General features: G+C 50.4%; 13 protein-coding genes. 1 reads left to right on the top strand and 12 read right to left on the bottom strand.

The genetic code is table 11. The annotated features are described in order from the left end of the window. Nucleotides 1–51 precede the first annotated feature (51 nt). From U6B65_00545 to U6B65_00535, 3 genes are all read right to left on the bottom strand, one after another. Nucleotides 52–327 carry a GIY-YIG nuclease family protein gene (locus U6B65_00545; GenBank protein ID WRS27645.1) on the bottom strand — a complete coding sequence of 92 codons (276 nt, stop codon included), beginning with the start codon at nucleotides 325–327 and terminating at the stop codon, nucleotides 52–54. After that, nucleotides 327–1,085, bottom strand: coding sequence for a DeoR/GlpR family DNA-binding transcription regulator (locus tag U6B65_00540; protein ID WRS27644.1), 759 nt, complete (start codon nucleotides 1,083–1,085; stop codon nucleotides 327–329). Before U6B65_00540 ends, U6B65_00545 begins: the two co-directional genes overlap by 1 nt. Nucleotides 1,086–1,536: 451 nt before the next feature. Then, nucleotides 1,537–2,097, bottom strand: a complete 561-nt coding sequence (locus U6B65_00535) for a hypothetical protein (GenBank protein ID WRS27643.1) — start codon at nucleotides 2,095–2,097, stop codon at nucleotides 1,537–1,539. Nucleotides 2,098–2,341: 244 nt separating this feature from the next. Here U6B65_00535 and htpG point away from each other — a divergent pair, with 244 nt between their 5' ends. Then, complete coding sequence (gene htpG, locus U6B65_00530) at nucleotides 2,342–4,240, top strand: molecular chaperone HtpG (GenBank protein ID WRS27642.1); 1,899 nt, start codon at nucleotides 2,342–2,344, stop codon at nucleotides 4,238–4,240. 119 nt (nucleotides 4,241–4,359) lie between these two features. On the opposite strand, the gene U6B65_00525 is transcribed toward htpG, so the two are convergent. From U6B65_00525 to murF, 9 genes are all read right to left on the bottom strand, one after another. After that, a complete protein-coding gene (locus tag U6B65_00525; protein ID WRS27641.1) occupies nucleotides 4,360–5,136 on the bottom strand; it encodes a 5-deoxy-glucuronate isomerase in 777 nt (258 codons plus the stop codon). 55 nt (nucleotides 5,137–5,191) lie between these two features. Then, nucleotides 5,192–6,022 carry a ketose-bisphosphate aldolase gene (locus U6B65_00520; protein ID WRS27640.1) on the bottom strand — a complete coding sequence of 277 codons (831 nt, stop codon included), beginning with the start codon at nucleotides 6,020–6,022 and terminating at the stop codon, nucleotides 5,192–5,194. A 254-nt stretch (nucleotides 6,023–6,276) separates the two neighbouring features. Then, nucleotides 6,277–7,419 carry a cell division protein FtsZ gene (gene ftsZ, locus U6B65_00515; GenBank protein ID WRS28968.1) on the bottom strand — a complete coding sequence of 381 codons (1,143 nt, stop codon included), beginning with the start codon at nucleotides 7,417–7,419 and terminating at the stop codon, nucleotides 6,277–6,279. A gap of 156 nt (nucleotides 7,420–7,575) precedes the next feature. Then, a complete protein-coding gene (locus tag U6B65_00510) occupies nucleotides 7,576–8,400 on the bottom strand; it encodes an FtsQ-type POTRA domain-containing protein (GenBank protein WRS27639.1) in 825 nt (274 codons plus the stop codon). 119 nt (nucleotides 8,401–8,519) lie between these two features. Then, nucleotides 8,520–9,770, bottom strand: a complete 1,251-nt coding sequence (gene murA / locus U6B65_00505) for a UDP-N-acetylglucosamine 1-carboxyvinyltransferase (protein WRS27638.1) — start codon at nucleotides 9,768–9,770, stop codon at nucleotides 8,520–8,522. 288 nt (nucleotides 9,771–10,058) lie between these two features. Next, entirely contained in the window at nucleotides 10,059–11,183 is a 1,125-nt protein-coding gene (murG, locus tag U6B65_00500; GenBank protein WRS27637.1) for an undecaprenyldiphospho-muramoylpentapeptide beta-N-acetylglucosaminyltransferase, read from the bottom strand. Nucleotides 11,184–11,291: 108 nt separating this feature from the next. Then, a complete protein-coding gene (ftsW, locus tag U6B65_00495; protein ID WRS27636.1) occupies nucleotides 11,292–12,434 on the bottom strand; it encodes a putative lipid II flippase FtsW in 1,143 nt (380 codons plus the stop codon). 222 nt (nucleotides 12,435–12,656) lie between these two features. Then, the gene (gene mraY / locus U6B65_00490) at nucleotides 12,657–13,670 is read right to left on the bottom strand and encodes a phospho-N-acetylmuramoyl-pentapeptide-transferase (protein WRS27635.1); all 1,014 of its coding nucleotides are present in this window, start codon (nucleotides 13,668–13,670) and stop codon (nucleotides 12,657–12,659) included. A 44-nt stretch (nucleotides 13,671–13,714) separates the two neighbouring features. After that, the gene (gene murF / locus U6B65_00485) at nucleotides 13,715–15,070 is read right to left on the bottom strand and encodes a UDP-N-acetylmuramoyl-tripeptide--D-alanyl-D-alanine ligase (protein ID WRS27634.1); all 1,356 of its coding nucleotides are present in this window, start codon (nucleotides 15,068–15,070) and stop codon (nucleotides 13,715–13,717) included. Nucleotides 15,071–15,075 lie beyond the last annotated feature (5 nt).

The following is a 15,075-nucleotide window of genomic DNA, read 5'->3' as shown; positions in this document are numbered from 1 at the left end:
GGGTTTCGAAGAAAAGATATCAATGGATGCGTTAATTCATCAGCACATGCTTCATTTTTGCTGCCCGCTGATCAAGGACAGTTTCTGTGCCCGGGATAAGGCCTTGATGGCATGCTCCCGGCGCAGAGCCTGTGATTTCTCCGGCCAGCACTCTGCATAGACCAATTCCACCGGCAGTCTGGTGCGGGTGTATTTGGCCCCTTTGCCTTGGTTGTGGGTTTTGATTCGAGCCTCCAGCCTGGTTGTCCAGCCGGTATAAAGGCTGCCATCCCCACAGCGCAGGATATAAACCGTATGCTTTCCTTTTGCTTCTTCGCCGGATGCCATCAATAATGAACCTCTATTCCGTTTTGCTGGAACAGATTCATAAACTCCGCAGGGGGCCGCCGATCGGTGATAACCCCCTGAATGTCGGTTAATTTCGCAAAGGTCATCATAGCAGAAACATTCCATTTGGTATGATCCACCAGTGCATAAACTCGGGTGGCTTTTTGAATTACCAAACGCTTAATTGCCGCCTCCAGCGGAATGGAACAGGTATAGCCCACCTCCAGAGAAACGCCGGTAGCCGCTATAAAAGCGGTGGTGATATTATAGCGGCCAACCTCTTCCTGTGTGAGCTCCCCGGCGAAGCTGCTTCCCATCCGGTTGTATTCACCGCCCAGCCCAAACAGGTTCAAACCTGCTTGCTTGGAGCACTCCCCCAGCGCACTGAGATTGTGTGTGACGATGTTAACCTGCTTTCCGCTTAAATACTTTACAAGGAGAGGTATGGTGGTTCCGGAATCCAAAAACACCACTTCTTTTTCATGGGTCAGCCCGCCTGCAATGGAGCCTATGTAATCTTTTTCCTTCACATGAGCAACCTCGCGCTGAAAATAGGAAAGCAGCGGGGCCACTCCCTGCCGGCGGTTATGGCGCACCCCGCCATAAACCTTGTGCACCACACCCATCTCGCAGAGGGCATCCACATCCCGGCGCACAGTCATTTTAGAAACGCCCATCAGCTCACTCAGGGTATCCAACCGGCAAACCTCATGCTGAAGGAGATATTGTTCGATCCTTTTCAGTCTTTCTTCACGCATAGCAACCATCCCTAAAATATGTTGATGTTGAATCTCGAAGAAACTGATCGTATTTTTATCAGTTTCTGAATATTTGTTGAATATACAGTAACATATTTTATGTATATATTCAATATTTTTAATAACCATTCACTAAAATTTATATTAATAAAACAAATACAACGAGTTAGCAGCCGCAGTCAGGCAGGAAAAGCTCTCCGGCCAGACTGCGGCTGCTAACGGTATATAGCGATTTTAAGGCAATACACCCTACAACAGAGGGCTAAGGGCGTAGACAGAAGTCTACACCCTCTATGGGGGGCATCCAATGCCTCCCATAGCCCCCCCGGATTGCGCCGCTTTGGCGCAAAAAGTGGTATTCCTGCGTCGAAATCAATTCGACTGCGGAAAAATTACGAATCAAAACCATACCATCTTTACATACCAAACAGTTTTGCCTACAGTCTGAGCCCTATAACAGAGGGCTGTAATAGCCCCGAATCGGGGGACGCTCCAGAGCCTTGCGGGTCCCTCTTATATAATAGCCGAATATCCGTGTGGGATAAAAGATACACAAACCGAACTCATAAGCAGCACAGCATTTATCCATAAACGTGACCAAATAGCTTTCTTTATACCGGGGCAGCGAAAAGGTCATGAGCCACATATGCTTGAGGATAATATCTTCCTCCAAGGGAGTGAGATCACAAAGCTTGCGGGCATTGTGCAGTGCCACTTTGGGATGGGAAAAAATCAGCCGAAAACCACTTTCTCCCGGATGCCGCAGAAAGAGGTCATGAAGCAGACCCGCTCTGGCTACAGCAAGGGCATTCCACCCCAGCAGCCGGGCCGCAAAATAGCTCCACCGGGCCACCTGATAGCTGTGAAGCAGGCGGGTATAATTGAAATGATGAAGGCAGTGATCCAGCTCTTGAAGCGCTTTTTCTGCCATCAGAGGAGCTATGATAGCTTCAAAGTCTCTGCCTACTTCCAGCGAAAAACTCCGGTATTTTACCAAAAGCTTGTTGAGCATACAATCACATCCGTTCCAGGATTATAGCCATTTGGCCGCTGCCTAAAGGCACCTCTGGCATGCACTATGCATAGGGTATCCGAACTTCTTTAGAATAGCACAGAAAAATGACTTTTTCTATGAACTCTTTGTTAAAACCCGGCCAGTCCCTTGACAAAAACTGCCTTTCCAGCTAAAATAGAACTTGGGATTAGCACTCTGCATGAATGAGTGCTAAAAATATATAAGGAAAGGTCCGGATTGTATGGCTAAAAAACAGTTTAAAGCAGAATCCCAGCGTCTGCTGGATCTTATGATTAATTCCATCTATACTCACAAAGAGATTTTCCTGAGGGAAATCATCTCCAATGCCAGCGATGCTGTGGATAAGCTTTGCTATCTTTCCCTCACCGATGATAAGGTTGGGCTTTCCCGCGGTGATTTCGCCATTACCCTTGCGCCGGATAAGGAAAACCGTCAGCTGGTGATTTCAGATAATGGCGTTGGCATGACCCGTGAAGAGCTGGAAACCAATCTGGGAACCATTGCCAAGAGCGGCTCTCTCCAGTTTAAAAAGGATATGAAGGAAGGCGAAACCCAAACCGGTGCGGATGTGGATATCATTGGCCAGTTCGGCGTGGGCTTTTATTCCGCCTTTATGGTCAGCGATCAGGTAACGGTTATCAGCCGTGCCTATGGCTCTGAGGAAGCCTTTAAGTGGGAATCCTCCGGTGTGGATGGCTACACCATTTCCCCCTGTGAAAAAGATACAGTGGGCACCCAGATTATCATGAAGATCAAGGAAGACACGGATGACGAGAACTACAGCCAATACCTTGAGGAATACACCCTTGTGGACTTGGTGAAGAAATATTCCGATTACATCCGCTATCCCATCAAAATGGAGCGTGAAAAACACCGCCCCAAGGAAGGCGGCGAAGAGGGCGAAAGCGAAACCTATAGCGAGGTGGAAACCCTTAACAGCATGATTCCTATTTGGCAGCGCAGCCGTTCGGAGGTAACCCAAGAGGATTACAACACCTTCTATCGGGAAAAATTCTTCGATTTTGAGGAGCCTTTGAAAGCCATCCACATGGATGCGGAAGGGCTTGTTTCCTACAAGGCACTGCTGTTTATCCCTGCCAAAGCCTCTTATGATTATTACACGAAAGAGTATAAGAAGGGGCTTCAGCTTTATTCCAGCGGCGTTCTGATTACCGATAAATGTGAAGAGCTGGTTCCAGAGCATTTCCGCTTTATCCGTGGTGTCGTGGATTCTCCCGATCTTTCCCTTAATCTTTCCCGTGAGATGCTCCAGCATACCCGTCAGCTTAAAACCATTGCCACCAGCTTGGAAAAGAAGGTCAAAAACGAGCTGCTCAAGCTGCTCAGCGACGACCGGGAAAAATACGAGACTTTTTATAAGAGCTTCGGCTTGCAGCTTAAATATGGCATCACCGCAGGCTTTGGCATGAACAAAGATATGCTGGCCGATTTACTGTTGTTCTATTCCTCCACCGAGCAGAAGCTGGTCACCCTTGGGGAATACATTTCCCGCATGAAGGAAGATCAGAAAAACATCTACTACGCCACAGGCGAGACCATCCAGAAAATCGCTGGTCTGCCCCAGCTTGAGCCTATCCGTGAAAAGGGCTATGAAATCCTCTACTTCACCGATGAGGTGGATGAATTTGCTGTACAGGCTATGCGGGATTACAAAGAAAAACCTTTCCGCTCCGGCAACAGCGAAGATCCCGAGCTGGTAACCGAAGAAGAAAAGAAGCAGGCTGAAAAGCAATCCGAGGATAACAAGAGCCTACTGGAATTCGCCAAGGAAGCGTTGGGCGATCGGGTGCAGGATGTGAAAATTTCCCACAAGCTGCGCAGCCACCCTGTCTGCCTCACCGCTGAAGGCCCTCTTTCTTTTGAAATGGAGAAATACCTCAACACAGTTCAGCCTGACAGCGATACCAAGGCACAGCGGGTTCTGGAGCTGAATCCGGGTCATGAGGTCTTTGCCGCTCTGCAAACGCTTTACACTGGGAACCCCGAGCAAGCCAAAAAATATGTGGAAGTTCTTTATCATCAGGCTGTTTTGATGGCAGGGCTTCCCTTGGAAGACCCCGCCGCTTATTCCGACATTGTATTCGGTCTGCTGAAATAAAGCTTTGTTTATCCCAATAAAAACTCCCTGTCAGAGAAATCTGACAGGGAGTTTTTATTTAAGCAGGTAATTTCCTGTGTATGCAGGCAATTCAACTGAACAGCCGGGAGGCAGAAAGCTTATTCCACATCCAGAAGCCATTCATGGGCAGGCTCATCGTTGCGGGTTTTTAGCCAAGGATTGCCATCCAGATGGCGGATAACCCAAATATAGCCTAAACGGTAGCCGGGAGCGGCTACTGTGGGATGACTCTTGTTGGTAGGAATGGCCGAAAAGCTCCGGTCGGTGATCTTGTAGACATCATCCCCGATAAAAGCGGCACCAAAGCCATTGGGATGATCCATGCGGTAATAGTAAAGCTCCGGCTGGGGGTGGATATGCGGAATATACCCGGCCCAGCGTCCCCGTGCGTTGATAACCTCACCCACAACCAGATTGGAATAGGGGGCGTTGTCATAATCAAACACGGTGCTGACATCCCGGCGGGCAGCGCCATCCCACTTATCGGGGAAGGTGGTGCCGGTGATCAGATCATCGGGCGTATAGAGCTTAGAAGCAAAGGTACGGTCATTGGTTGTGGAGATCACCATAATCTCGCTGTCGGTGTTGGCAGTTACAACCACCTGAACGCCCTTGCAAACATGCAGCGTATAGGATTTCAGATCAAAAATCCATGTACGGGTAGCCTCTGCGGACTGCCCCTCCCACTGAAAGGTCACATCGCCCGCAAAAAGATGGACAGCCGTTTCCTTAGTGGGCAGCAGGAACTCCTTGCTGCTCCCTTTTTCAAGCTGATAAACAGTAATATCCATCAGCATATTCTCGTGGATTCCATCCTCACGGCAGACAATCTGCATGCCGTTTTCCATTGGAGTTTTATCAAAATCTCTGGGCATTGGCGATTCTTCCCTTCAGAAGTATTTCCCAGCAAAGAACAAAGGCGGTCAGCCCTTATTTCATGCTGAAAACCTTATTGTGGATCATAACCTGCTCGTAGGTTCCGGCAACCAGCGCCTCGTTCAGGCCAAAGAAGTTGGCTTTGGGATCAGCAAGATATTCCCGGGCATGGTGGATCATTGCCTGCCAGCTGGCGGTGGCAATGTTAATTTTGCGAATGCCATACTTGATGCACTCACGGAAATCCTCAGGAGAAATACCGCTGCCGCCATGAAGAACCAGAGGAACATTAACGCTTTTGGCGATGTTCTGGAGAACTTCAAAGTTCAGCTTAGGCTCGGACATATATACACCATGAATATTGCCGATACCGACAGCCAGAGCATCAATGCCGGTTTCTTCAACCATGCGGATACACTGATCAACATCGGAATAAACAACGGGAGAATCCATACCTTCCTCAGTGCGGCCAATGCAGCCGATCTCGGCTTCAACAGTGGCGCCTACCTTATGGGCGCGGGCAATGACATCCTTGGTGATGGCAATATTTTCGTCCAGAGGAGAGTGGGATTTATCGATCATAACCGAAGTCATACCCATATCCAGAACCTTCTGAATATTTTCGACAGTTGCGCCGTGATCAAAATGGACGCAGATATCCACCTTAGAAGCTTTTGCAGCCGAAACACACAGCGGCACAATCATATGCAAAGGCGAATGGGCAGCGCGCATCTCCGGAACCTGAATCATGATAGGGGTATTGGTCTCTTCAGCAGCTTTGATGGCTCCCATAGTCATTTCCAGATTCAGAGTGCTGTAGCAACCTACTCCATATCCACCAGCGGCTGCATCTGCCAGCATTTGCTTCATATTGACGATCGGCATAGTAATCTCTCCCTGTTATAAAGGTTTGTGTTTGTAAGCGGCAGTGTCGGCAAAGAGCTTTCTGCACATGCACTGCCTTGCATTCCCATTTTAATAAAGAATCGTTCAAAAGTCAACACAACTTTACCAAAACGTCTCCAATTAAGTTGAGCAACAATAACCAACAGGATAATTTAGGCTAAATAAAGGCCTTGATAGTCATTTTAAAGGCCAATTTAAAAGCTCCCAAATCCAGAAGATTCAGGAGCTGAAATTCAACGCTTATTGTTGAAGATGGTCATAATATCAAAGAAGCCCTGGTCGTCATCTTCATCCGCCTCAGGCTCAGCCTCAACACTGGCGGCAACGGCCTTTGCACCTGCATGTGAGAAGGAAGGCGCCGATGTGCTGGCAGCGGCAGCCCCCTTGCCGGGTGCCGAATAAGCCACGGTCTTGGTATTAACCTCATCAAAGCCGGTAGCAATCACGGTAACCACCATCTCATCCTGCATCTTTTCATCAAAGGCGGCACCCCAGATCAGGTTGACATCCGGATGTGCCTGACTGTGAATCATGGAGCTGGCCATATCGATATCTTCCAGATCAATATCCGGGGATGCTGTAATGTTGATGATAACACCTCTGGCCCCCTGAATGGAGGTTTCCAGCAGCGGAGAAGAAATTGCCTGACTGGCGGCAACTTGTGCCTTATCCTTGCCCTGAGCTCGTCCCACTCCCATGTGTGCGTAGCCCGCATCTTTCATGACCGAGGTGACGTCGGCAAAGTCCAGATTGACCACGCCGGGAATGTTGATCAGGTCACTGATGCTCTGAACACCCTGCTTAAGTACATCATCTGCCGCAGAAAAGGCGTTTTTCAGGGTAATCTTCTGATCTGAAATCAGCTTAAGCCTTTCATTGGGTATGACCAAAAGCGCATCCACACTCTCTTTAAGAGCGAATACACCCGCTTCGGCCTGTTCCATGCGCCGTTTGCCTTCAAAAACAAAGGGCTTGGTCACAATGCCCACAGTAAGTATTCCCATTTCGTGCGCAATTTCAGCCACAATGGGAGCGGCACCAGTTCCTGTGCCACCGCCCATACCGGCGGTGATAAACACCATATCGGCATCTTTGAGAGCGGCTGCAATCTCTTCACGGTTTTCCTCAGCGGCCTTTTGGCCCCGTTCCGGAAGACCGCCGGCCCCTTTACCTTTGGTGAGCTTCTCCCCGATATTCAGCCTGTGATTGGCCCGGGAAAACTGAAGTGCCTGATTATCGGTGTTGACTGAAATAAACTCGACGCTTTTCAGCCCCGATTCAATCATGCGGTTTACGGCGTTTCCGCCGCCGCCGCCAACTCCTATAACCTTTATCGATACAACCTTTTCGGTATCGTTATCCATGTCAAAATTCATCAGCATCAAAGCCCCTCCTAGAATGCATTTCCTTCTATTCCCACAATGTGGTTTGGGCATAAAACCTATACTCTCAATACTGTACCAAATTTCACAAGAAATTTCAAGTTCTATACAGGTATTTATTTGAAAAACGGCACAGCATTAAGCATCCCCTCAGCTTGCCGCCGAAGGCTGGGATTCCCCTTCTGACTGCCCATCCAGCTGGATCTCAACAGGTTCCTCCAACCCTTGACTGCCGCCTGTAATCTCTCCAGTCTGGTGAATATTTCCTGCGCGGAAAACCGCCTTTTTCTTGGATGCGGCTGTAACATCCAGCACACCCTGCTCGTCCGGCCCCAGCTTATCCCGGAGAACTGCCTCCACAAAGGTCAGCTTATAGGCCAAATCCGCCTCACTGCCCAGCTCCAAAAGAATCCGATCCTGATAGACCACCCGCATGTTCAGCCGATCGCTGAGATCCACGTTGGTGATGTTTTTGAACCCGCTTTCTTCCATAGCTGCAAAAAGATATTCCAGCATTTTCATCTGCTCGGCCGCTTCTTCTCCCAGAGGCTGTCCCACGGCTACCTGACCCACATCCACCCCGGTTATGAGGGGAATATCCACCGGTATAAACAGGATTCCTCTTTCCAAAAGCTTGCCGTTTTTGCTGATCAAAACATAGTTTTCGCCATCTGCAACCGCTCCCACCGGTGTGCTCTGAACAATTTCAATTTCCACCTTGGGAGGCAGACGCCGGCGGACATAAACCTGCTCAATATAAGGGAACCGCTCCATGAGAATTTCACGGACTGCTTTGGTATCAACCCGGAAAAGATTTTCTTCCAGTTTAAGCCCGCTGGCGGCGATGATCTCCTGGCTGGAATACTTGTCCGTTCCCACAACAGAAATTTCCGCCACTTTAAAAAACACAGTCAGAGACAGCACAGCCCCCCCCGCCAACAGAAACAACGCAATCAGTATGTAATGCAGCGTCATTCTTCCCCGCCGCTTTCGGACGCGACGTGTCCTGTTGGCAGACTGAGCGGATATTCGATTGGAACGCTTAGGCTGTGCCATATCCAGTTTACCTTCCCCGAAGTCGTTTTTATGTCGAATCACGCTTTGCGGATGCTTGCTCCCAGCAAAGTGAGATTTCTTTCAAAATCCTGATATCCACGCTCAATATGGTGGATATGGGTGATCTCGCTGGTTCCCTCGGCAGCCAGCGCCGCCACGCAGAGAGAAGCCCCTCCCCGCAGATCGGTGCATACCACGGTTGCAGCGTGCAGCTGTTCAACACCCTGAATGATGGCCACACGGCCCTCCACCTTGATGTTGGCGCCCATACGAGCCAGCTCGCCAGCTTGCTTATAACGGTTTTCAAAAATATTCTCAACAAAAACAGAGGTCCCCTCCGCCAAGGTAGCCAAAGACATCACCGGTGACTGTGCATCGGTGGGGAAGCCGGGATACGGCATGGTGCGCACACTGCGAACCGGTCTCAGCCTCTTGGGAGCGGTCAGGGAAATGGTATCGCCATTCCAGCCTAGGGTGCAGCCCATTTCCTCCAAAATCGGGAAAATGGCCATTAAATGCTGAGGGACTACATCCCGCAGCAGAACACTGCCGCCGGTAATGGCAGCACAGCAAAGATAGGTAGCCGCCGCAATACGGTCGGGGATGACACGGTATTCCAGCTTGCCCAGTTTGGGCACACCTTGAATGTGGATGGTGCCGTTTTCCCGCAGGGAAATATTGGCTCCGGCTTTGTTCAGGAAGTTTGCCAAGTCTTCAATTTCCGGCTCCCGGGCCGGATTATGGATAACGGTATCTCCCTCAGCGGTGCAGGCAACCAGCATAATGTTCTCGGTTGCACCCACACTGGGGAAAGGAAGGGATATGCTGGTTCCACGGAGTTTCCCTTTTACTGTGCAGTCAAGGTAGCCATGATCCTCGGTGATGGTAACGCCCAGCTTTTCCAGCGCTGCCAAATGCATATCAATGGGGCGGGGCCCCAGTTCACAGCCGCCGGGCAGTGAGATTCTCGCCCTTTTGCAGCGGGCAATAATCGCCCCCAAAAAAATAACAGAGGAGCGCATTTCACGCATCAGGTCATCGGGAATATCGTGGCTGGTCATTTCACCCGACCGGATGACCACAGTATCCCCCTGGCGTATCGTTGTGCTGCCCAGGTAGTTCATAATATTGCAGGCCGCCGTGACATCGGTCAGATGAGGACAGTTGTGCAGGACGCATTCATCTGTCAGCAGCGCTGCCGCCAATATAGGAAGCACCGCATTTTTTGCACCATGTACAGACAGCTGGCCATCCAGCCTGTTGCCGCCCTGTATGTAGTATTTAGCCATGGATTCCCACCCTTTCATAACATTGCAAGGAAACGAGCCCACCGGCTCCCGGTGTCGGAACGCAGAGGACAGTGCAGTCTCTCCTTAAAATTTTCCCTGCAAAACATACTATGCAAAGTAAAAGAAAGTGGTGATAATTGGCCTGTTTTTTCTTTTTTGTGTCAAATATACCCCATTAACCACGGGTTTTGCATTTAAAACCTTTTTTAACATAAATCTATAAGACATTTTTGAGAGTTCCTCCGCAGAGTTTCATTAAAAAGCCTGTACTGCCGCCCGGCAGGGATTTTATTCAACCAGTGCTTTGATTTCCGCCCAAATGCGGTCACAGGCATCCACAATCGCAAGCCTAGACGCGTTTTTCCCAAGATTTTCCAGTTCTTGCCGGTCATGCTCCAACTCCTGCACAATGCCACAGAGAACCTGCCCAGTCAGGTCTTTTTCTTCCAGCACAACAGCGGCATTCTGGCTGCCCAGAACCATGGCGTTGTGGTATTGGTGGTTCTCGGCCACATTGGGAGAGGGAATCAGGATAGACGCTTTGCCTGCCGCCTCCAGCTCGCTGATAGAAATAGCCCCAGCCCGGCAGATCACCAAATCAGCCGCCGCCAGACAATCTGGCATGTTATCGATATACTCCCGGATATCCAGATGGGGATTGCCCTCAAAGCCCACCTTGCGCTCCCGCAGCAGTGCCGGAAAAAGCTCGGTACCATACTGCCCGGTTGCATGAATATGATGTACACGGCCAGTTTTCCAGTGCCAAGCGGTCACATCGGCAATGGCCTCATTGATGCGCTGGGCACCCAGACTGCCGCCAAAGCTCAGAATACAGAGCCTGTCCCCAATTTTCATTTCCGAACGAGTTTTGGCCCGATCGGCCAAAAGGATTTCCTCCCGGATGGGGTTGCCGGTTACAACATAATTTTTCCCCTCAGGCAAATGCTCCTTAGCCTTGCCCACGGCCAACAGAACTGTATCCACATACCGGGTCAGCAGCTTGGTGGTGACACCGGGATAAGCGTTCTGCTCGTGAGTCAGGGTTTTGATGCCCATTTGCGAAGCGGTCCGGAGCACCGGCCCGCTGACGTAACCGCCGGTTCCCATCACTACATTGGGAGCAAAATCGGCGAGAATCTTTCTGGCCTTGGCGCCGCTGGTGAGCAGCAGGCAAGCGGATTTAACATTGTGCCGGATATTCTCGGCATTGATCTGGCGGCGGAAACCCTGAATTTCAATGGGTACAAAATCAAAGCCAGCCTTAGGAACCAGATTTGCTTCCATACCGTTTGGATTTCCCGCAAATAAAATGGACGCACCCGGCTGCTTACGGCGGATGTGGGAGGCAACCGCAATGGCGGGATTGATATGACCCGCTGTACCACCGCAGGCAAATAAGATTTTAACAGACATTCTAAAGCCTCCAAAACATAAAACGCATCATATTTTATACAGTTTGTATATAGTTGGAATAACAATACAGTTCATAAGCCAGATCGGCTCTTTTCTCATGGAACGTGGCTACTGTTTTTCCAGATTTGCGGAACGGGATATGGAAAGAACCACTCCCATTTGACAGAGTAGCATGATCAGCGCAGTACCGCCATAGGAAAAGAATGGAAGCCCGATACCCGTGTTGGGGATGGTGTTGGTTACCACCATAATGTTCAGCACCGTTTGCAGCCCCACCTGTGAGGTCAAGCCAACGGCCACCAGCGCCCCGAAGCGATCCTTGCAGCGCATGCCGATAACAAAACCACGCCAAACCAAAAGGGCAAAGAGAATCAAGATAAAGGTAGCGCCCACAAAACCCAGCTCCTCGCAGACAATAGAAAAGATAAAGTCATTCTGGGGCTCAGGCAGATACAGATACTTTTGCCGGGAGTTTCCGATTCCCACTCCCATAAGCCCGCCGGAGCCAATGGCATACAGGGATTGAATGGTCTGAAAGCCCTTGCCCCGGGGATCGGAAAAAGGATCGATCCAGTGCTGAATTCGGCTGGAGGCGTATTCGATAACACCGGGAATCATGATGATAATGGCAATGCCTGCAACTGCAATTAGCCCCGCCATACCAAACCATTTCAGGTTGGTTCCGCCTACAATCATCAAAATAGCCCCAATGGATAGAATCAGAATGGTACCGGAAAGGTGAGTTTCAAATACAATCAGCCCCGCCAATACAGCCAATACAGAAAGGAACGGTACAATGCCATATCGGAAGGTTTTCATGCGATCATAGTTGAGGCAGATCATATGGGCAAACAGAATGACTACAGCAAATTTAGCAATCTCAGAAGGCTGGAACTGAAAAGCCCCCAGCTTGATCCACCTTCTGGCTCCATTGACCGGCTCGAAAAAATACACCGCAATGAGCATAGGGATCGTGGCAAAGAAAATCGGCCAAGACAGCTTGCTCAGCACTCGATAATCCACTGTAGAAATAATCGCCATCAAAACCAACCCCAGAATACCGTTGACCAGCTGGCTGGAAATAAAAGCATAGGAGTTGCCGCGATTATAATAGGCATTGGCGAAGCTGGCCGAAAACAGCATAATCAGCCCGATGGTCAGCAGCAAAAGAAGCAGGATCAAAAAGGTTAGATCCACACTGCCGGTTTTGGTGTTAAAAAAGGAAAATCTGCGTTTTCCGGTCTTTTCCAAAGGCTTCACCTCGCAGGGATTTTAATTGAAAGAACGATTTACATCTTATGGTTAACTTACAGAATAATGTGCCCTAAAATCCGCTCTGTTTTGTAATATCTCGCAGGCGAATTGATTTCGCCCAAAAGTTTCTACCCTCGCCACACGACCGTGGGGCGAAACCGGGGGCACATGGGGGGCATTGGATACCGAAAGCAAACGTATCTTGCGTTTGCTGGGGATTTACATGCCTCGGACAGCTACAGCCGCCACAATGCATCCAATAAGCTGAATGAGAGAAAACACCACCACAATTTTCACTTCAGACCACCCGGACATTTCAAAGTGGTGGTGAATGGGGCTCATTTTAAAGATGCGCTTTCCGGTGGTTTTAAAGCTGATCACCTGCAACACCACCGAAAGCCCCTCGCAAATATATAGTATGCCCATAAACAGTAAAATTATGGGAATTCCCAAACTAAATGCCAAGGCAACAACCATTCCGCCTAAAAACATGGAACCGGTATCGCCCATAAAGATTTTAGCCGGGTGAAAATTCCAGATTAAAAAGCCAAGGCATCCCCCGGCCAAAGCCCCAGCCATAATTCCCACACCGGGAACCGGCAAAAGGGTGCAGAGAATGATAAAGCCCAAGGCACTCACCAAGGTTACCGAAGCGCAAAGGCCATCCAACCCATCGGTGAGGTTAACACAGTTGACCAGATACACAATGCCCACCATAGCCAGAGGCCAATAGAGAGGGCCCAATTGCAGCCATCCGAAAAAGGGAACAAAGACCATGGAGGAGCGCTCGCCCACCAGATAAAGCCCTCCCAGATAGACCAGCGCAATCAAAAACTGCATCACCAGCTTCTGGCGAGCATTCAGACCCAGATTCCGTTTTTTGACCACCTTGATAAAATCATCGGCAAAGCCCACCATACCAAATGCAAGAGCCATGAGAGCACCCAAAAGCAGCTTGGCCTTATCAGCGGCCGCCCAGAGAAGAGCCCCGCTCTGCCCACCGGCCGCCGAGGTCATATACCCGGCGATAATCGCCGCCACTGTTCCCACAATAAACATCAGCCCACCCATGGTGGGGGTTCCCTGCTTGCTTTTTTTATGCCACGCAGGGCCTATATCCAAGATAGTCTGGCCGTATTTCAGGCGGCGCATCAGCGGCACCAGCCAAAGCCCCAATACAGCGGTCACCACAAAGGCTACCAAAACCGCCGAAAGCACCGGCATTTCCTTCATTTCTCCAACACTCCTCATTTCACCGAATCGGCTGTCCCGCCGTGTTATTGCGCATACAGCCGGTGAATCACTTCCTCCAGCCGCATACCCCGGCTGGCCTTAAACCACACAATATCGCCCGGAGCCACCAGCTGGGCCAGCTCTTGAAAGAGGGCTTCCTTATCCTCATAATGCACTGCCTTGCCAATACCGGCCTCCAGCGCACCCCGGTGGTATTCCCGAGCCAGCTCACCAACACTGAGCAAAACTTCCACACCGTTTTCTGCCGCTTCCCTGCCCGCCTGAAAATGCGCTTCCTTTTCAATGGGTCCAAGCTCCAGCATATCCGAAAGCACAGCAATCTTGCGGCCGGTGCATTTGAGCTGCCCCAGCGTTTCCAGCGCAGAGCGCATGGAATCGGGGCTGGCGTTGTAGCAATCCTCCACCACTGTATAAGCCGCATGCTGCACAATATTCTGCCGCATCCCAGCCGGCCGGTAGCCCCGCAGTGCCGCTATAGCCTTTTGAGGGGGAATCTCCAAAGCGATTGCCACACAGAAGGCGGCCAGACTGTTGAGGACATTGTGCCGCCCCATGGTGGGAATTTGGGCATCATAGGCATTGCCGTCAAAGGAGATGACGAAATTCGTATGAGTGGAAAAAGACAGTATTTGCCGGGCAATTACCTGACAATCCTTGTTTTCCAGCCCATAACGCAAAACCTTGAAGTTGGGCAGTTCCGTTTGACTCAGCAGGTCATTATCCCCGCAGAGGATCACCGTGGAGCCGGGAACCATGCCATCGGTAATGGAAAGCTTCTCCTGCAGGATGTTTTCCCGGCTGCCCAGCCGCTCCAGATGAGAAACACCGATATTTGTGACCACCGCAACGTCCGGCCGGGCGCATAGGGTAAGCTGGTGAATCTGGCCGGGGCCATCCATACCCATTTCCAGCACCGCCGCCTCATGCTCCCCAGTCAGGCCCAGCACCGTTTGGGAAAGGCCGATCTCGTTGTTGAGGTTCGCCTCGTTTTTCAGGGTTTTGTATTTTTGAGCCATCACGCAGGCGATCATTTCCTTGGTGGTGGTTTTGCCTACACTGCCGGTAACACCCACAACAGGAATGCCAAGCTGGCGGCGGTAAAACCCCGCCACATCCAAAAGCGCCTGCCGGGTATCCTTCACTATAAACACCCGCCCGGCGGGGTAATCCCCCGGTTTATGGGCAAGAGCAAAGGCTGCCCCCTGCTCCAGAGCCTGTGCTATATACTGGTGGCCATCAAAGTTTTCGCCCTCCAGCGCAATAAAGAGACAACCCGGGGGAATGCTCCGGGAATCGGTGGAAACCGCACCAATCCATGCATCACCGGTATAATCGAGACTCAAAGCACCGGCAAGCTCTGCCATGCTGATTTTTTCCATATCTG

The sequence above is a fragment of the Oscillospiraceae bacterium MB08-C2-2 genome (assembly GCA_035621215.1).
Lineage (GTDB): Bacteria > Bacillota > Clostridia > Oscillospirales > Ruminococcaceae > WRAV01.
Note: the sequence above shows the minus strand (reverse complement) of the source record. Positions and strands in the feature narration are given on the sequence as shown.

Bases quoted from the DNA above. Each gene is read 5' to 3' on its own strand.
- U6B65_00545 (WRS27645.1), bottom strand. From the start codon at position 327: ATGGCATCCGGCGAAGAAGCAAAAGGAAAGCATACGGTTTATATCCTG.
- U6B65_00540 (WRS27644.1), bottom strand. From the start codon at position 1,085: ATGCGTGAAGAAAGACTGAAAAGGATCGAACAATATCTCCTTCAGCAT.
- U6B65_00535 (WRS27643.1), bottom strand. From the start codon at position 2,097: ATGCTCAACAAGCTTTTGGTAAAATACCGGAGTTTTTCGCTGGAAGTA.
- htpG (WRS27642.1), top strand. From the start codon at position 2,342: ATGGCTAAAAAACAGTTTAAAGCAGAATCCCAGCGTCTGCTGGATCTT.
- U6B65_00525 (WRS27641.1), bottom strand. From the start codon at position 5,136: ATGCCCAGAGATTTTGATAAAACTCCAATGGAAAACGGCATGCAGATT.
- U6B65_00520 (WRS27640.1), bottom strand. From the start codon at position 6,022: ATGCCGATCGTCAATATGAAGCAAATGCTGGCAGATGCAGCCGCTGGT.
- ftsZ (WRS28968.1), bottom strand. From the start codon at position 7,419: ATGAATTTTGACATGGATAACGATACCGAAAAGGTTGTATCGATAAAG.
- U6B65_00510 (WRS27639.1), bottom strand. From the start codon at position 8,400: ATGACGCTGCATTACATACTGATTGCGTTGTTTCTGTTGGCGGGGGGG.
- murA (WRS27638.1), bottom strand. From the start codon at position 9,770: ATGGCTAAATACTACATACAGGGCGGCAACAGGCTGGATGGCCAGCTG.
- murG (WRS27637.1), bottom strand. From the start codon at position 11,183: ATGTCTGTTAAAATCTTATTTGCCTGCGGTGGTACAGCGGGTCATATC.
- mraY (WRS27635.1), bottom strand. From the start codon at position 13,670: ATGAAGGAAATGCCGGTGCTTTCGGCGGTTTTGGTAGCCTTTGTGGTG.
- murF (WRS27634.1), bottom strand. From the start codon at position 15,070: ATGGAAAAAATCAGCATGGCAGAGCTTGCCGGTGCTTTGAGTCTCGAT.